This is a genomic window from Thermosynechococcus sp. OHK43, assembly GCF_014466085.1.
In the GTDB taxonomy this organism is placed as follows: domain Bacteria; phylum Cyanobacteriota; class Cyanobacteriia; order Thermosynechococcales; family Thermosynechococcaceae; genus Thermosynechococcus.
In genome coordinates this window covers 1-16,445 of sequence record NZ_JACOMP010000236.1, presented here as the reverse complement: position 1 = coordinate 16,445, position 16,445 = coordinate 1, and the positions used below count along the sequence as shown (strand labels likewise).

Here is a 16,445-nt window from a genome sequence, read left to right as displayed (position 1 = left end):
GCCCACGCTATAGAAAACGGTGCGATCGCCCTGAATCAGCAACTCTCGTCCTCCCAAGTCAACGCGCTGGATGGTTGTGACCGGGGTTTGCGCACTGGCCGCCGGAATCACACTAGGTCGTTGGGGGCGTGGCGGAGCCGTCGGCGGGGTAATTGCCGTGCTTGAGGGCACAATCACGAAGCCATCATGACGGGGAGTCACTTGCCAATCGGCATCTTGGGCGTCAATATCGAGGGTGATTTGGACTTGGCGATTGCTCTGGGCACGGATTTCGGCGCGGATGCGATCCCCACCAAAGCGGCGCAGTTCCAAGCGCCGAGGACTAAAGTTGCGAATGAGTTCACTATTGCTAAGGAGGATTTCCATGCGATCGCGCCACGGCCGGCGAATGGTGTAACTTCCTTCCGCCAAGGGGCGATCGGCAAACACTAGAAAACCTATTCCATCGGCACGCCAACTCCGAATTTGCAGGGGCTCTGTGGGCGGTACCGAAGGGGTGGAAGGGGAAGACGGTGGGGGCGGCGTCGGTAGCGAAACGGGTTGTTGCTGGGGTGTGGGCAGTTGCACCAACCAGTTATTGGCTGTGACTCCCCGAAAGCGCACCTGCTGTGGGTCAATTGTAAAACCCGCCGCATATTCAACCACAATCCGCGTGGTTTGGGGGTCAAACTGGGCAACCCGCACTTGGCGAATGGCACCACCGTAGTTTTGACTGATTGGGGGGCTACCGAGAACGACACCAGGCAAGTCAATGACAAGGCGGGTTGGGTTATAGACCAACTCAGCACGGGGCTGAACAGCGCGTTCGGTGCGAATTTCCAGTTGATTAGTGGCAGGGTTGAGGCGCCACAATTGCAGATCCCTGGCTGTAGCTGGCTGAGCCATAACCCATGCGGCGGTGGGTGCCCATAGACAACTCACCACAGCTCGAAATTGCCAAGAATGCCACGGTTGCTCCATTCCCTTTCCTCCACCAGCGATGCGCAATCCCACGGTTCAGTTGGCTCGCCAACCCATGCCCTCAAACGTGCTCAGCATACCTGATCGGGGATAGGTGTGTGAACTGGCATACCCTGCGATTTAGTTTTGCGCGATCGCCCTGCATCAAATTCAAATTTCAGCCTAGTTGCTTCAAGCTCACTTAGACGCACACCGTCCTCAATAAGTTCTGCTATTGCATGATCCAGCGTACCTGTCCGTAGTTTCTCAGGGAAAGTGTGTTCGGAGGAGTGGATGCCCAGTGGTCGCACCCACGATCGCCTGACATGGATCGTTATGCCAATGGTTGGCTTTACAGTCAGTGCCCTGACCCGCGATTGGGTTTGGGGGGCAATTGCCAGTAGCAGCTTTGGCATTGGCGGCTTTCTCCTCAGCCCTGATCTAGATACAGTCTCATTACCCTACTACCGTTGGGGCTGGCTACGGATAATTTGGCTGCCCTATCAAAAGATGTTTTGCCACCGCTCCCTTTGGACCCATGGCCCAGTAGTGGGAACCCTTATTCGTTTGCTGTATCTCAGTTTTTGGCTGGGGTTAGGGCTGGGACTGATTGCTGGCGTAGCCGCCTGTACGGGTCATCTCACGGGACTACAGGAATGGCTGCATCACTGGTGGCGAGTGGATTGGCGCTGCGGAGTCGCGATCGCCCTTGGCCTAGAGCTATCGGCACTACTCCATGTCACAAGCGATTTGGTGGTTTCCCAGTGGCGACGCTGGCACCGCTAGTGGTGGTGTGTACGGCAGGGAGGTGGACTAATCGAGCGATCGAGCCAACCCACTGCCTGTTGGAGATGCGCCAGTGCCTCAGCATCATTTTCCTTGAGAAGATAGACCAGAGCGGCAGCCGCTTGTTCGAGGGCACGGGCACGGCGATTGCCTTTGAGGCGATGCCAATCTTCGGGAGCAATCCTAACCGCGTCAAAAAGAGCAGTAGCCAGTTCTTTTGTACTGAGAGTGGTTTGCACGATGACTTAAACGATATCCAAAGAGACAACTATTAGTTTAACTAGTTTAAGTTTAACTAGTTTAAGGAGTTGTCCCCTGCCCCTAACGCCCCTGGAAATGGAACCTTACCCTTGAATGGTCACGTCTAAAATAAAGGCAGGTGCATCCCGCCAAGGAGAGATCGTGATGGTAGCAAAAGTCACCCGCTCCCGCCCCGCATTGATTGTGCTGGCTGTTATTGGCCTTGCCTCGGCTAGTACAGCGGCATGGCTAACCTTGAATCCTCCTCGGCAGGGAGATCCAGTTCTCAATTCGGCGGAAGTTGCCCAGCAGCAGGAAACTCAAATCTTTTGGGTTAAAAATGAAGGGGACACCTTCATGTTAGTGCCTACAACAGTACGGATTAATACCTCGGCAACACGGCCAGAACTCTCTATCCGATCGCGTCTGGAGCGGCTTTTGGCGGGGCCTGCCAATCAAGATGTCACCACCGGCATTCCGGAAAATACCCGTGTCAATTGGGTAGAAGTCAAAGCCGATGGCATCCATATCGATCTCTCCCCAGAGTTTACCAAGGGCGGGGGGAGTGCTTCGATGCAAGCGCGCTTAGGGCAGGTCTTGTACACAGCAACGGCAAGTGATCCCAAGGCACCGGTTTGGATTTCCATTGGTGGTGAACCGCTCCGTGTCCTAGGGGGTGAGGGGCTAGAGGTGACGCAACCGATGACCCGTCAAGACTTTCAAACGGCCTTTGCCCTCCGCATCCAGTAGTGCCAAGCAAGTCCAAGAAGCATGAGATCACACCCCGCTACCCCCACTTGCACTTCGACCCAAAAGACCAGCCCGAGACAGCCAAGTAAACCCACAACCGCAAGCCAGCGGGGGAATTGTCGCTCCTTCAGTTGCAGTGCGGCAAGGTTGGTAAGGGCGTAGTCAATCAGCATGCTAAAGGGACTAAAGGACCATGTAGTTTTCACATTGCCAATGGGGATCAATAAGCCAATCCCCCCACTCCCAGTGAGAATGGCAGCGACAGGTTGTTTGCCTTGGGGTGGCATCTGAGCTCAAAAGGAGAATCCCCAGATTCACTTGAGCCGATCGGCGGAGCCCCAAAACCACCACGCCGGTCAAGACCGCCAGTAGCCCCAGAGCAGCCATCACTTGCCAGCGCCTGCTGCTGTCTTTTAGGCCCAACCTTGGAGGAGATAAGCCACAGACCCAAGGGCGGCAGTGCCGAGGGAACCGATTTGGCCACTAAAAACATCCACCCTGCTGTAGAGCCGAAAAGGGGAGTGGTACCCATAGTCGTCAGTGCCCCCCACTCACAGGATGGGAGACAGCCAATTGGGCACTCCTGAGGCCGTTACACAATCGCTGCTGCTAGGATGAGGGCTATCAACACCCAAGAGCCACTGAGGTCGGTGGCGATGCCTAAACTGACAAACAGGCCCGTACCAATCATTGAGCCTGGACCGTTAAAATTGCGCCCCAAAGTCCCAGTTCGCGTTTGAGGATGGAGGTAGCTTGAGAACTAACGAACGCCTTCTAGCCTAGAGGATAGGGACGGCGATCGCTATAATTGGAGCAATTCTTAGCACTCCCACAGGTATCCGGATCATGGCCAGTCCAGAATCCCCTAGCAACCAACCCGACGACCTATTAGAGAGCATCATCAGTGATTTGGGTGAGGTGGACGGCCCCCCTGCACAGGGTATTGATCTCAACTCCCTGACGGCTGAATTGGAGTCCCTCACCCTTACTGCACAACAGCGGGCGATCGCCCACAACCAATCCCTACAGGCGCAAATTAGCGAGCTCACTGCAGAACTCAACAATGTTCAACAGCAACGAGATCAACTGAGCCAAGACCTGGAGCGCCTTCAGCAGGCGCATGAAGCCCTCTTGGCTAAGATGAACGAACTAGGGGCACAGGTAGCAACCCCAGCGATAGAAACAGCCCCTCTAGAGGCGGAAATTGCCCGTCTTCGCGAAGAAAATGACACCTTGAGCGGCCTGCGGCAAAATCTTGAACAGGAACTGGCACAGGCTCTCATTCAGCAGGACGAACTGCAGCAGCAACTCGCGACGTTGCAACTTCAAGCCTCCCAAGTACAGGAACTGCAAGCTCAGCTAACTGCCCTGCAAACCGAAAAGGCGGCTCTGGAACAGCAAGTGCAAACTCTCCTAGCTGCTGCCCCAGCGGCGCCTTTGGAGGATACGGCACTCTTAGGGAAGTCTCCCAATGCAGACCTTGCTCAACGCTTGGTGGAGGTGACACGGCAACTCACCCAAGTGGAAGAAGAGCGCGATCGCCTGCACGAGGAACTTTCTCAAGTCCAAAACGAACTGCAGAGCCTGCAGCAGGATTTAGAAGGATTGCGCAATCAATCCTCAACCGTTGTGCCCACCGACCTCACCCTTGCTGCCCAGGAAAATCACCGCCTGAAGCGACAACAACGGCGACGCGACACAGTGCTTTGGATCAGTGGCATTGCAGCAACTGTGGTTTCTGCCTTGAGCGTCAGCTTAAATCTCCCTCAACCCCTTGGCCGCATTCTTCCCCCTGTTGCTGCCTTAGCGGTTCCTGTGATCACAATGCTGGCCGGTGGGTCAACCCCTAGGGAAAAGACTGCTTAGGCGATCCCCCTCTGGGCTAAAATTTTAGGGCAGGGACGCTTTGCTTAGGAGTTTAGATTACCGTGGCCAATCTCAAAGCTATTCGCGATCGCATCAAAACAATTAAAGATACCCGCAAGATCACTGAAGCTATGCGCCTTGTGGCGGCAGCAAAAGTTCGCCGTGCCCAAGAGCAAGTAATGGCGAGCCGTCCCTTTGCCGATCGCTTGGCCCAGGTGCTCTACAGCTTGCAGACTCGACTGCGTTTTGAGGACGTGGACTTACCGCTGTTGGCAAAGCGCCCTGTGAAGACGGTGGCGTTGCTGGTGGTGACGGGCGATCGCGGGCTATGCGGTGGTTACAATACCAACGTCATTCGCCGAGCCAAGGAACGTATCCAAGAACTCGAAGCTGAGGGCCTCAAATACACCTTAGTGATTGTTGGTCGCAAGGCAGCTCAATATTTCCAGCGCCGCGACTATCCCATTGATGCAGTCTATTCTGGCCTAGAGCAGATCCCCTCCGCCAGTGAAGCGGGTCAAATTGCCAGTGAACTGCTCTCCCTCTTCCTTTCGGAAACGGTAGATCGGGTGGAGCTCATCTACACCAAGTTTGTCTCCCTCATTAGCTCAAAGCCGGTTGTCCAAACCCTGCTCCCCTTAGATCCTCAAGGGCTGGAAACCGCCGATGATGAAATTTTCCGCCTGACAACCCGGGCCTCCCATTTGGAAGTCAACCGCGAGAAAGTGACCTCGACCCTGCCTGCTCTACCCCCCGATATGATTTTTGAGCAGGATCCGGTGCAAATTCTCGATGCCCTACTGCCCTTGTACTTGAATAACCAGTTGCTACGGGCACTGCAAGAGGCCGCCGCCTCAGAATTAGCAGCACGGATGACGGCAATGAACAACGCCAGCGATAATGCTCAAGCCCTGATTGGTACCCTGACCCTCTCCTACAACAAAGCGCGTCAAGCCGCCATTACCCAAGAAATTCTCGAAGTGGTGGCCGGTGCTGAGGCTCTGCGCTAGGAGTTGACTTTTGAAGCTCCTTTTTGTTTCCACTTCGGTTGGCCCCCTAGGCACAGGAAAGGGGGGCGGTGTTGAATTGACGATCCTCAATATGGCTCAGGCCTTGGGCGATCGCCAGCACACCCTACACATCCTTGCCCCCAAGGGTTCTCACTTGCCAGTAGCGGCAACCATTGAAGAAGTAGCGGGAAACCTGCAAGTGCCAGCGCAGCATCAAACCCGCGATCAACCGATTCTCCTGCCCCCCAATAGTGTCTTAGCCAATATGTGGGCACGGGTGCGGCAGCTTCAACAGGACTTTGATGTCATTGTCAACTTTGCCTACGATTGGCTGCCCTTTTACCTGACACCGTTTTTAAGCCGTCCTGTGGGGCATCTGGTAAGTATGGCCTCAGTCTCCGAGGTCATGGATCAGGCGATCGCCAGTGTCATTGACAAGTATCCGGGAACCATTGGTGTCTATACCCGTACCCAAGCGGCCACCTTCCCCTTTGGCGATCGCTGTGTGTGTTTAGGCAGTGGCCTTGATCTTTCGCTTTATGACTTTTGTACAGAACCAGAGGATGCCCTTTGCTGGCTGGGGCGGATTGCTCCCGAAAAGGGACTCGAAGATGCGGTTGCCGCTGTCAATGTCACTCGCACCCCCTTAAAAATTATGGGACAGTTGCAGGATATAGATTATTGGCAGCGCATCCAAGCTGACTACCCCAATGCCCCGATTGAATATCTGGGATTTTTCCCCACTCGAGAAATGCAAGCCCATCTGCGGCGGTGTCGCGCCCTGTTGCTCACCTCCCGTTGGGTTGAGGCCTTTGGCAACGTGGTCATTGAGAGCCTTGCCTGTGGCGTTCCCGTCATTGCCTACAATCGTGGTGGGCCGAGGGAAATTATCCGCGATGGCCAAACGGGGTTTCTCATTACCCCAGATTCTGTTGAGGCTTTAATTGCCGCCATTGGCAAGATTGATCAAATTGAGCGGGCCGCCTGTCGGCAGCAGGCAGAACAGGAGTATAGCTTAGCTGTTTATGGGGATACGGTGGAGCAATGGCTCCAGCGGATCGCAGCTTCCTTCCGTCCTAAATCAACAAATGTTGCATAGCAAATTCCGTGCTCCCCTATACAATAGGCAAGGTGCTAGCGGAGATGACACCTGAATGAGCTGGGTTCTGTTCCAAGGGACAAAACGGGGACGCTCACCCTTGCTCATTTCCTTTACGATGGCCACGATCGCCAGTGGGGGTCTGGGAGTCTGGTTTTTGCGGAGTTTATCACCGACACCTATTGCGCTGTCAGAACCAATGCCTTTACCGAATGCCGTTCAGCTCGAACGACCGCTACCCCGGCGGATTTTGGATGGCCGCGATCCCCTACTGGCAACTGTCCCGAAGACAGCCCCTCAGCCACCGATGGCTGCCTCTACCCATGCCAAGGCAATGTTGCCCCCAGTGGCTTTGCAACCCGTGCCTCCGAGCCAAGGCCCTGCCCCTCAAGTACGGGTGGCGATCGCCCGCGATCAAAGTCAACTCATTGTTGGCACCGCAGTCGCCACTACCGTCACCAATGATCAACAGCAGGTGATAACGCACCTTGCTCCTTCCCAGGGAGTTGTGGTAACGGCCCGCGAGGGTATGTTGCTCTGGAATGGTCAACCCCTTGCCCCCTCCCTGTGGCTTCGCCCCAGCAATCAACTCACCTTTGTTGGCGATAAATGGTATCGCGGTATTGTCCGCCTCATTGCCCAGGGCAATGCCATCACGGCTGTCAATCAAGTGGACTTAGAAGAGTACTTAGTGAGTGTGGTCGGTTCAGAGGTCTATCCCGACTGGCCAATGGAGACCCTAAAGGCCCAGGCGATCGCCGCCCGTTCCTATGCCCTTGCCCACATGTTCCAGCCCGCTAGCCGCTTTTTTGATCTGGGGAACGACGAACGCTGGCAAGTGTATCGCGGCATTGAGACGGAGTGGAACACCACTCAAGCGGCAGTGCAAGCGACGCGGGGTATTGTTCTCACCAAAAGCGGCCGCATCATGATTTCGATGTATGCCGCTACCGACGATATTGTGCGGGAGGTCTTTGGCGGGCGTGGCATGAGTCAGACAGGCGCCTATGAGTTGGGCAAGCGCGGTTACAACTATCTGCAAATCTTAGGCGCCTACTACCCAGGGGCAGGTTTGTCCCAAATTCGAACCCAATAACGATTTTTCACCGCAGTAGAGGGTGCCTATTTTGAATGTCACTCAGGAACGTGCCAAGTCGGGCGATCGCCAGGGTGCCCGCTCCTGTGGCAGCACAAGAAAACACAAATAGAATAGTGCTCGGAGTGGGTGCGCAGTGTGGCAAGCTGTAAAACGGATAGGCAAAAATCTACAACCATAGTGAGATTGTGTCCCAAAGCAAGGAAGAGCATTCCTAAATTTGGACCAATACCGTCGTCATTGCTAGGCTCTCAATTATGGGGTGTATCGAGGAATTTATTCAACAAACTGCTGCGCAAAAAACCCATCCTGCCTTTGTCCAGGGATGGCAAAAACTGGCGCTGAATCAATGGAAGTACAAAAACCATCAAGCAGCCATCTCCGCTCTCAATCATGCCCTAGCAATAGATCCTAACCTAGCAGAAGCTTGGTATCGTTTGGCACTGCTCAGTGGTGCTGATAGCGATTTGCAACAGTGCCTTAGGGCCTACGAAAGAGCCATTGAACTCAGACCCGACTGGCAAATTGGCATTGATTTTCTCAAATCTCTAAGTTATCTCCTCTACGTTTACAAAGATGTAGAAGAGCTAAATGAATGTCGCCAAAAAATTAGGGAATCGATATCCGATTTCTATCAACGGTTTCAAAGCTTCCCTTTGGATCAGAAGAAATATCTGTATCAGTGGTTGGGGATGCTGGGGACATTTTTACTGCCCTATCAGGGGGATGAAACCCGCGATCTGCAACGAAAATACGGCCGGATGGTCCATGAAGTCATGATGAGTGTTATTCCATCTGCCCAGGAACGGCCACAGATGCCAGCCCTTAAGGCCAATGAGCCACTGCGGATTGGGTTCGTCTCCGGTCACTTTTTTGAGCATACGGTTTGGAAACTGATGCTCCATGGCTGGCTCAAACATCTCGATCGAGAAAAGTTTCAGATGTACGGTTACTATGTGAGGGATTTTAGCGATCGCTGCACGGAGCAAGCAAAAACCTACTGTCATCGTTTTGTCATGGGCAGCAAATCCCCTCAAGAATGGTTTGAGGAGATCCGCGCTGATCAATTGCATTTAGTGATTTTTCCCGAACTGGGGATGGATTTAGAAGTGATTCAGATTGCCGCTTTAAGATTGGCCCCTATTCAATGTATGTCTTGGGGGCATCCCGACACCTCTGGCCTGCCCACAATTGATTATTTCCTCAGTAGTGAGCTGATGGAACCAGCCGATGGCGAAAAGTATTACGCTGAAAAACTCATCAGGCTAAAAAACTTGGGGATTGCCTTTAGTCCTATGCCGCCAGACTCGCGATCGCCCATTACCCGCGAGGAATTTGGCCTCAAAAGTGATGCGGTTATCTACGGCTGCCTCCAGAGTGTCTTCAAGTATCTGCCACAGTTTGACTATGTCTATCCAGAAATTGCCGCAGCTGTGGAAAATTGCCAATTTGTCTTTATTACCCACTTTATGACTAAAAAGAGCCGCCAACGGTTTGAACAGCGCCTAGAACGGGCCTTTGCTGCCAAAAATCTTGACTATAGGGAGTACTGCTTTTTCTCTCGCCCCTTAAACCTCTATGGCTTCACCTCAGTGTTGCACTGTCTGGATATTTTCTTAGACAGTTTAGAATGGTCAGGGGGCAATTCAACCCTAGAAGCGCTGTACTATGCCCAAGTACCGATGGTAACCACACCGGGGCGCTTTATGCGGGGGCGGCATACAGCTGCTATTCTGACGCTGTTGGGGATACCCGAGTTAATTGCCCCAGATGCGTCTGCTTATGTTCAAAAAGCGATCGAACTGGGTCAAAATGCTGACTATCGCCAGTGGATTCGCGCCAAAATCCAAAACAATCTCCCAAACGTGTTTGAGGATCAGGCGGGAGTGCGCTCCCTTGAGGAGTTTATTTGTGCTGCGGTGCAGGCGTTTTCCACCTCTGGCCGCCTCCTATAGGTGCTTCCGATTGAGAGCAAGATAATCAACCTAAGACAGCTTGGGCGTCCCTTGTAAGGCGGTGACAATCGCGAAGATTAAAAATAAAGCACCACCGCCCAAGGTCAGTGTCCGTTCTGAAATGCGCCCAGCTAGCAAGCCGCCACCCAAGACAGCGATCGCGGTACAAATCCCGTGGCCAGCAATGGCACCGAGGGCAACACCGAAGGCCTGGCTAGCGGCAGCAAGGGTAATTGTGGCAATTTGGGTGCGATCGCCCCATTCGGCCATAAGGGTTAAACTAAAGGCTTCCACAAATGCTGCCCAAGCAGGGTTACTGCCCCAACGGCTGAGATTGGCTTCCGCTTTTTCCACTGTTTCCACTGCCGCTTCACACTCGTCCTCACAGGGACTATTCCCCATCCGCCAGCCTTGAATCAGCATCTTGAGACCAAAAAAGGTGAAGAGCAAAATCGCGGCGGAAACGGTGAACTCTCGGGGTAAAAGTTGAAAGACCTTGCCCACGGCCACTGAAAGCACTGTCATCACCATTAGAGCTGCCCATGATCCTAGGAAGACCCACCGCTTGCTATGACGAGTTGCCAAAATCATGGCAATAAAAAAGGTCTTGTCTCCTAGCTCAGAAATTGTGATTAGGGTTAGCCCCGCAGTAAAAGCCGTTAGCATAGGAAAAGATTCAAACTTTACCATCCCCTACAGTACCACGCTGGCATGACTGCACCGAACTTGACTGCTATTTTGAATCAGGTTGATTTACCCCTCGATTGGCTAGGCCTACGTTACGTTGAGGAAATTGTCACGACTCGCAGTGCTCGGGATGGACATCCTGAAATGAACCAGCGATCGCGCCAACGGGGTGTCATGGTAGAGGTCCTTGTGGATGGTCAATTTGCCTATACAGCAACCCCAGATTTGCGCCCCAGCGCCATCCATGGGGCGATTCGGCGGGCCTATCAACAGGCGAAAACGGCCGCCCATTGGCGGGTCTTTAACTTTACACCAGCCGCGCGGGGCAAGGGCAAGGGGCACTACCGATCGCCCCAACAGCAACCCTTTGATAACCTTTCAGCGGCGGAGTTGAATTACCTACTTCAGGATATTTGCCATAGCCTGAAGGTGAGTGACGAGATTATACAAACCCGCGCCTTTGTCCAAACCGTAGAGACCACTAGCCAGTGGTTCAGCAGTGATGGCGGTCAAATTGAACAGCAGTTTTATCAAGTGCTCACGGACATGAGTGCTACGGCTCAGGGGCCAGGGGTCGTGCAGCAACGGACAGATCACGGTTGGTTAGCCCGCTGCTATCAAGGAGGGCTAGAGTGGCTGAGTGCTGATCAGTTGAGGGATCGCGCCCGTCACATTGGCGAGCAGGCCGTTGAACTCCTCAGGGCCCAAGAGTGCCCAGAAACAACCACAACGCTGGTCCTTGCCCCCGACCAAATGATGCTGCAAATCCATGAGAGCATTGGCCATCCCCTAGAACTGGACCGCATCTTGGGGGATGAGCGCAACTACGCCGGCGGCAGCTTTATTCGCCTTGAGGACTTTGGGCAGCGGCAGTATGGTTCCCCCCTCTTGAATGTGACGTTTGATCCCACCGTTAGCGGTGAACTGGCCAGCTATGCCTTTGATGACTTGGGGGTGCCGGCGAAACGCCTCTATCTGATCAAGGAAGGACGCCTGCTGCGGGGTCTAGGGAGCCTTGAAAGCCAGCAGCGCGCAGGGGTTGATGGTGTGGCCAATGCCCGTGCCTGTTCTTGGAATCGTCCCCCCATTGATCGTATGGCCAACTTGAACATCGAGCCGGGGACACAATCCTTTGATGAGATGATCAGCAACATCGAGTCAGGGGTATACATGGCATCCAATCGCTCTTGGTCAATTGACGATTATCGCCTCAAATTTCAGTTTGGCTGTGAATATGCCAAGCTGATTGAAAATGGCCGCCTGACCCGCACACTGCGCAATCCCAACTATCGCGGCACGACCCCAGAATTTTGGCAGAGTTTGATTGCTGTGGGAGATGTCTCCACCTTGGGCCTCTTTGGCACACCGTTTTGTGGCAAGGGCGAACCCAATCAAGCCATTCGTGTCGGCCATGCTTCACCGGTATGTGCCTTTGCCAATATCCAAGTCTTTGGTGGTGGCTAGGGAATGGGCGAGGTCAGACTCGAACTGACATGGGGAAACCCCGCTACATTTTGAGTGTAGTGCGTCTACCATTTCGCCACTCGCCCTCAGACTTATTACTATACCATGCTTTACCATGCTTTAGGACGACTCAGCCAGCTCCAGAGTGTGACAAGCGCGATCCACAAGGGTCTGTAGGGCGCCGAGTTGCTCAGTGTGCTCTGAGTAGTATAGGTTGGCATTGCCGCGATCGGTGTCCTCCCAAAACCTTGGCTCAGCTTGGCGCAGGCGATCGCAATTTTGATGAAAGAGGCGCTTGAATTCCGACAGGCCCAAAACCACTGCATCCTCCACCATGTCCTCAACAATCCGCTGGGCAAACTGGGGTTGCTGCCGTGCCAAGTAAAAGAGAGCGAGCCCCATTTGCAGTAGGCGCACGCCTGTACTTTTGCCATAGGGGCGATCGCCATTTTGGGGTGGGCGCAGTTCCGGCGGATTATCCAAACGAAGCATTTCCTCAAGGAGTTCCAGTTGTAGTCGCTCCTCCCACCGCTGCTCATTCACGAGGATTAAGACCTTTTTGAGCTCAGCGGCAAAGACATCCACAATGAAATAAAGGGCAGGACTACTTTGCGCCAACTCATACACTTCATTGCCGTAAGCCCGCAGATGATTCACACATTTTTGGGTGAGGTGGGGGCGCTGGTAATGTACCAGACTCTCAATAAACCGCCGATAGTGAAAGGCTAAGTTATAGAGGTTGCGTGCCTCATTGTGACGATTACCGTGTTTAATGGCAAAGCGCATCATGGTATTGAAGCGAATAATGATTAAGTCCAGCAAAATGTCATCGCCTCTACTGAGAATGTGTTGGGCGATCGCGCACATCTGGGAGCCACACAACGATGCTAGGGGAAACTGCCCCTCCTCCAAAAAGCGCACATAGGCATTCCCTAGGAGCCGGAAACACTTTTGCTCGTAGAAGGTGTGGTTCTCTTCAATCTGGCTAAATTGATCAAACATGGTCTTGAAGGCAATATCCCCCTTCACCGCACCACTCAAGCGAAAGAAATAGTCTGGATAGTTCGGCTTGCAACTGATATAGTCCTGAAGCAGTTCACTGACAGCGCTAATAATTTCTGCTTGCGTCCCACGAAATGCCACATAGGCCAGCAAATCGTCCAATTGGTTTAGGCCGGCAATGAGGTAGGCTTGACTACGGCGCAGAAACTGGGGTTGGTAGGAGAATCTATCCCTGAAGATGACGGCAAGTTGACTCATGTAGCGAGACTGGTGGCGGTAAATTTGCTGCACCACGCTTTCCGGTTGGATCGACTGCAGGATATAGAAAATGTAGGGCAGCGCCGTCAAAATGGCCAAGGGCAACAGTCCATACAAATTCAAGAGAATGCTGCCAACGGGCTGCCTCCCCAAGTCCTGCAAAACCTTGATGTAGAAGATATGAGCACCTCCCAAAACTAGGCTCCAGACATAGATCAGGCTGATCCAGTCCTGCATGTACAGTTCAGTAATCTTGGGGATATTTTGGGCGGCAATGGAAATCACAATAATCAACGTGCCAAGGGTGAGGCCGATGACTGACAGCCACACCTCTGGGGCAAAACTGGTGTCAAAGGTGCCCGCAACTGACCAAGCAAAGAGGGTTGGAGCAGTGCGTTTGAGGTGAGCTACGACGACCTGAGCACCGCTATCTAAAAGGGTAAGGGCGGCCAGACTGACAGCAAAGGCCACCAGCGATCGCGGCAGATGAGGAGTGGTCAAGCACCAGCGGTGGAGTTTCTTCAGCATTTATCTCTTTGGGTCTCTTTGGGTCAATGGCCTCCGCTCCCGACTATGGCACACCAGTGGGCAAATTTTTTGTTCCCCCTTTGAGATCTTGGAAAATTCATGCTAGTATAGTGTTCCTGACTTGGGCTTGTAGCTTAGTGGATTAGAGCGGCTGACTACGGATCAGCAGGTCGGGGGTTCGAGTCCCTCCAAGCCCGTTGAGTGAAACTATACTAAACATTGATAACTATAGAAGCATCGTTTTTTTATTGATATTCAAATGAAAAAGGGTGACCGTAGCCACCCTCCGTTGCATGACTTATCGTTTCTTAGCGATCGCAGAGTTCCTAAACCACCACGGTTTTCTGAGTTACTTGCTTCAGTTCACCCTTGGCGTATTTGGCGGCATAGTCATCGAGGCTGAGTTGCTTGATTTTACTGGCGTTACCCGCGGTACCAAATTGCTGATAGCGATCGGCACACACTTTTTGCATGTATTTAATAGATGGCTTGAGGAAGTGACGAGGGTCAAATTCCTTGGGTGCCAAGGCCAGAGCTTCGCGCACCGCGGCGGTAATGGCTAGGCGATTGTCGGTGTCAATGTTGATTTTGCGCACACCGCTTTTGATGCCTTTTTGGATTTCTTCCACGGGCACCCCGTAGGTTTCGGGAATTGTACCGCCGTACTGGTTGATGATGTCAATCAATTCTTGGGGCACCGAGCTAGAGCCGTGCATCACCAAGTGGGTGTTGGGCAAGCGGCGGTGGATTTCTTCCACGCGGCTGATGGCGAGGATTTCGCCGGTGGGTTTGCGGCTAAATTTATAGGCACCGTGGCTGGTTCCAATGGCCACTGCAAGGGCATCCACTTGGGTGCGCTCAACGAAGTCTACAGCCTGATCGGGGTCGGTGAGGAGCATCGAGTGATCGAGGGCACCTTCAAACCCGTGACCATCTTCAGCTTCCCCTTTACCGGTTTCCAAGGAACCAAGGCAGCCCAGCTCGCCTTCCACAGAAACACCAATGGAGTGCGCGACTTTTACCACTTCACTGGTGACAGCCACATTGTACTCGTAGCTGGCGGGGGTTTTGGCATCGGCTTCGAGGGAGCCATCCATCATCACACTGGTAAACCCATTGCGAATGGCGGAGTAGCAGGTGGCAGGCTCGTTACCATGGTCTTGGTGCATCACGATGGGAATGTGGGGGTAGGTTTCCACCGCAGCCAAAATCAGGTGACGCAGGAAGTTTTCCCCAGCATATTTACGGGCACCCCGCGATGCTTGCAAAATCACGGGACTGTCGGTTTCGTGGGCCGCCTGCATGATGGCTTGGATTTGCTCCATGTTGTTGACGTTGAAGGCGGGGATGCCGTAGCCATTTTCGGCTGCGTGATCTAGCAGCAAGCGCATGGGTACGAGTGCCATAGGGTGATGTCCTCCTTAGTAGAGCGGATGTATCGCTTCGTTAACCTTACCGATAATCTTATGCTATGTTTGCTCGTTTATGTTACAGGGCAGCGATCGCCGGCCTATTGAGAATACAACCTTTTTCTATAGATAAGCGGTATCCAAAGAGGCTAGGGCTCAGAAAGTCTCGCGTACGGGAACTTCAATGCCGTTAATTACCGGTACCGGAATCCCCCGCGAGACATGGAAATAGATCCAATCCTCCAAGAGTTCGGCAAGACGCCCGCGGCATTCAAGTACGGTCTTGCCATTGGTCTTGACCCCCTCAAGGTCAGGAATTTCACCGTAAATCAGACCATCCTCTGCATTGAAGTGATAAACCGCCCGCTCCAGAGCCGCATTCATATAGTCCGACAGCGACATCCCTAGGATTGACCTCCTGAAAGGTAGGCAGCAACAGCAGCAGCGGTTCGATTGCCATGTTCGACGCGATCGCCCAAGGCCACCCCCTCCGCATAGTTACTACACAGGAAAAGCCCAGGGGTTTGGCTGAGGGCATGGGTCACCTGCTGCCACTGCTGAGGGTAGCCCACAAGATATTGGGGAATCGCCCGTCGCCAAACTTTCATACCGAGTAATCGTGCCTTGGCGGCGGGTAAATCAAGGAGGCGGGTCAAATCCTGCTGCACTTGCTGGACAATGGCTTCTTCCCTAAGGCTAGCCAAATCAGGATCCGTGGCACCGCCAATAAAACTTGTAAAGACTTGCCAGCCGGCGGGGGTGCGTTGGGGAAAAAGACAGGACGACCAAATGGTGCCAAGGGTACGGATGCCCTGGCCACGAGGAATCAGTACGCCAAATCCGGGGCGTACACTGCGTCCCAGTCCCGCGGGGTAGGCCAAGACCACACAGGCCACGGTGGGATAGGGGATGGCAGCCAAAACACGGGCGATCGCTGGCTGAAAGGGCGCTACCAACGCCGCGGTTTGATAGGCAGGCGTTGCCAAGACCACACTGCGGGCCTGCCACGTTTGCTCACCACTGCGCAGCAGATAGCCACCATTGGGTTCTGGGGTGATTGCTTCAACGGGGGTTTGCAGGTGAACCGGTGCCTTCAATTGTTGGGCGATCGCCCGCGGCAGAGCAGCCAAGCCTTCCTTAAAGGAGCCCAGTTCCCCTGGTCGCATTTGCACCTCTGCAGGTGGCCTTGGTTTAGGAGGTTGTTGGCGCCGCAGGCGCAGGGCGCCGGCAATGAGCCCACCCCCTAGTTTTTCCAGTTGGGCAATACGACGAAAAGCAGCAGCGGCACTCAATTGTTGCGGATCACCGGCGTAAACCCCAGAGACAAAGGGGGCCACCAGTCGTTCAGCCACCTCT

Annotated in this window: 16 protein-coding genes and 2 tRNA genes; 9 read left to right on the top strand and 9 right to left on the bottom strand. The window is 53.6% G+C overall.

Annotated features, from left to right (window positions below; genetic code table 11):
- A partial coding sequence (locus H8Q75_RS10060; RefSeq protein WP_297041416.1) for an AMIN domain-containing protein occupies positions 1 to 960 on the bottom strand: 960 nt, incomplete at its 3' end.
- A gap of 273 nt (positions 961 to 1,233) precedes the next feature.
- Here H8Q75_RS10060 and H8Q75_RS10055 point away from each other — a divergent pair.
- The gene (locus tag H8Q75_RS10055; RefSeq protein WP_024124476.1) at positions 1,234 to 1,725 is read left to right on the top strand and encodes a metal-binding protein; all 492 of its coding nucleotides are present in this window, start codon (positions 1,234 to 1,236) and stop codon (positions 1,723 to 1,725) included.
- On the opposite strand, the gene H8Q75_RS10050 is transcribed toward H8Q75_RS10055, so the two are convergent.
- Positions 1,722 to 1,967, bottom strand: a complete 246-nt coding sequence (locus H8Q75_RS10050; protein WP_041429045.1) for a DUF6439 family protein — start codon at positions 1,965 to 1,967, stop codon at positions 1,722 to 1,724. The genes H8Q75_RS10055 and H8Q75_RS10050 overlap by 4 nt on opposite strands.
- 163 nt (positions 1,968 to 2,130) lie before the next feature.
- On the opposite strand from H8Q75_RS10050, the gene H8Q75_RS10045 reads away from it, so the two are divergent.
- Complete coding sequence (locus tag H8Q75_RS10045; RefSeq protein ID WP_297041414.1) at positions 2,131 to 2,715, top strand: GerMN domain-containing protein; 585 nt, start codon at positions 2,131 to 2,133, stop codon at positions 2,713 to 2,715.
- Here the strand turns inward: H8Q75_RS10045 and H8Q75_RS10040 are convergent.
- Positions 2,685 to 3,002, bottom strand: coding sequence for a hypothetical protein (locus H8Q75_RS10040; RefSeq protein ID WP_041429044.1), 318 nt, complete (start codon positions 3,000 to 3,002; stop codon positions 2,685 to 2,687). The genes H8Q75_RS10045 and H8Q75_RS10040 overlap by 31 nt on opposite strands.
- A gap of 559 nt (positions 3,003 to 3,561) precedes the next feature.
- Here H8Q75_RS10040 and H8Q75_RS10035 point away from each other — a divergent pair.
- The 5 genes from H8Q75_RS10035 (at position 3,562) to H8Q75_RS10015 (ending at position 9,741) form a co-directional block, all read left to right on the top strand.
- On the top strand, positions 3,562 to 4,581 hold the full coding sequence (locus H8Q75_RS10035; protein WP_024124473.1) for a hypothetical protein: 1,020 nt from the start codon (positions 3,562 to 3,564) through the stop codon (positions 4,579 to 4,581).
- Positions 4,582 to 4,643: 62 nt separating this feature from the next.
- Positions 4,644 to 5,591, top strand: coding sequence for a F0F1 ATP synthase subunit gamma (locus H8Q75_RS10030; protein ID WP_024124472.1), 948 nt, complete (start codon positions 4,644 to 4,646; stop codon positions 5,589 to 5,591).
- Positions 5,592 to 5,682: 91 nt separating this feature from the next.
- Entirely contained in the window at positions 5,683 to 6,690 is a 1,008-nt protein-coding gene (locus H8Q75_RS10025; protein WP_297041419.1) for a glycosyltransferase family 4 protein, read from the top strand.
- A gap of 55 nt (positions 6,691 to 6,745) precedes the next feature.
- The gene (locus H8Q75_RS10020) at positions 6,746 to 7,786 is read left to right on the top strand and encodes a SpoIID/LytB domain-containing protein (protein WP_024124470.1); all 1,041 of its coding nucleotides are present in this window, start codon (positions 6,746 to 6,748) and stop codon (positions 7,784 to 7,786) included.
- Between the two features lie 257 nt (positions 7,787 to 8,043).
- Positions 8,044 to 9,741 (top strand): hypothetical protein, encoded by a 1,698-nt coding sequence (locus tag H8Q75_RS10015; protein ID WP_297041409.1) that lies wholly within the window; start codon positions 8,044 to 8,046, stop codon positions 9,739 to 9,741.
- 30 nt (positions 9,742 to 9,771) lie between these two features.
- Here the strand turns inward: H8Q75_RS10015 and H8Q75_RS10010 are convergent, their stop codons facing one another.
- Entirely contained in the window at positions 9,772 to 10,407 is a 636-nt protein-coding gene (locus H8Q75_RS10010; RefSeq protein ID WP_297041407.1) for a TMEM165/GDT1 family protein, read from the bottom strand.
- A 45-nt stretch (positions 10,408 to 10,452) separates the two neighbouring features.
- On the opposite strand from H8Q75_RS10010, the gene H8Q75_RS10005 reads away from it, so the two are divergent.
- On the top strand, positions 10,453 to 11,892 hold the full coding sequence (locus tag H8Q75_RS10005; RefSeq protein WP_024124467.1) for a TldD/PmbA family protein: 1,440 nt from the start codon (positions 10,453 to 10,455) through the stop codon (positions 11,890 to 11,892).
- A gap of 4 nt (positions 11,893 to 11,896) precedes the next feature.
- On the opposite strand, the gene H8Q75_RS10000 is transcribed toward H8Q75_RS10005, so the two are convergent.
- Together H8Q75_RS10000 and H8Q75_RS09995 are read right to left on the bottom strand one after the other, a co-directional pair.
- Positions 11,897 to 11,978 (bottom strand) — tRNA-Leu (locus tag H8Q75_RS10000).
- 34 nt (positions 11,979 to 12,012) lie between these two features.
- The gene (locus tag H8Q75_RS09995; RefSeq protein WP_297041401.1) at positions 12,013 to 13,680 is read right to left on the bottom strand and encodes a hypothetical protein; all 1,668 of its coding nucleotides are present in this window, start codon (positions 13,678 to 13,680) and stop codon (positions 12,013 to 12,015) included.
- A 123-nt stretch (positions 13,681 to 13,803) separates the two neighbouring features.
- Here H8Q75_RS09995 and H8Q75_RS09990 point away from each other — a divergent pair.
- Positions 13,804 to 13,877, top strand: a tRNA-Arg gene (locus H8Q75_RS09990).
- Between the two features lie 129 nt (positions 13,878 to 14,006).
- Here H8Q75_RS09990 and fba read toward each other — a convergent pair.
- The 3 genes from fba to hemG form a co-directional block, all read right to left on the bottom strand.
- On the bottom strand, positions 14,007 to 15,086 hold the full coding sequence (fba, locus tag H8Q75_RS09985) for a class II fructose-bisphosphate aldolase (protein ID WP_011056231.1): 1,080 nt from the start codon (positions 15,084 to 15,086) through the stop codon (positions 14,007 to 14,009).
- A gap of 159 nt (positions 15,087 to 15,245) precedes the next feature.
- On the bottom strand, positions 15,246 to 15,491 hold the full coding sequence (locus H8Q75_RS09980; protein WP_051372775.1) for a hypothetical protein: 246 nt from the start codon (positions 15,489 to 15,491) through the stop codon (positions 15,246 to 15,248).
- 2 nt (positions 15,492 to 15,493) lie between these two features.
- Positions 15,494 to 16,445 (bottom strand): protoporphyrinogen oxidase (gene hemG / locus H8Q75_RS09975; RefSeq protein ID WP_297041395.1); only part of this gene is annotated, 952 nt, incomplete at its 5' end.

Bases quoted from the DNA above. Each gene is read 5' to 3' on its own strand.
- H8Q75_RS10055 (WP_024124476.1), top strand. From the start codon at position 1,234: ATGCCCAGTGGTCGCACCCACGATCGCCTGACATGGATCGTTATGCCA.
- H8Q75_RS10045 (WP_297041414.1), top strand. From the start codon at position 2,131: ATGGTAGCAAAAGTCACCCGCTCCCGCCCCGCATTGATTGTGCTGGCT.
- H8Q75_RS10040 (WP_041429044.1), bottom strand. From the start codon at position 3,002: ATGCCACCCCAAGGCAAACAACCTGTCGCTGCCATTCTCACTGGGAGT.
- H8Q75_RS10035 (WP_024124473.1), top strand. From the start codon at position 3,562: ATGGCCAGTCCAGAATCCCCTAGCAACCAACCCGACGACCTATTAGAG.
- H8Q75_RS10025 (WP_297041419.1), top strand. From the start codon at position 5,683: ATGGCTCAGGCCTTGGGCGATCGCCAGCACACCCTACACATCCTTGCC.
- H8Q75_RS10020 (WP_024124470.1), top strand. From the start codon at position 6,746: ATGAGCTGGGTTCTGTTCCAAGGGACAAAACGGGGACGCTCACCCTTG.
- H8Q75_RS10015 (WP_297041409.1), top strand. From the start codon at position 8,044: ATGGGGTGTATCGAGGAATTTATTCAACAAACTGCTGCGCAAAAAACC.
- H8Q75_RS10010 (WP_297041407.1), bottom strand. From the start codon at position 10,407: ATGCTAACGGCTTTTACTGCGGGGCTAACCCTAATCACAATTTCTGAG.
- H8Q75_RS10005 (WP_024124467.1), top strand. From the start codon at position 10,453: ATGACTGCACCGAACTTGACTGCTATTTTGAATCAGGTTGATTTACCC.
- H8Q75_RS09995 (WP_297041401.1), bottom strand. From the start codon at position 13,680: ATGCTGAAGAAACTCCACCGCTGGTGCTTGACCACTCCTCATCTGCCG.
- fba (WP_011056231.1), bottom strand. From the start codon at position 15,086: ATGGCACTCGTACCCATGCGCTTGCTGCTAGATCACGCAGCCGAAAAT.
- H8Q75_RS09980 (WP_051372775.1), bottom strand. From the start codon at position 15,491: ATGTCGCTGTCGGACTATATGAATGCGGCTCTGGAGCGGGCGGTTTAT.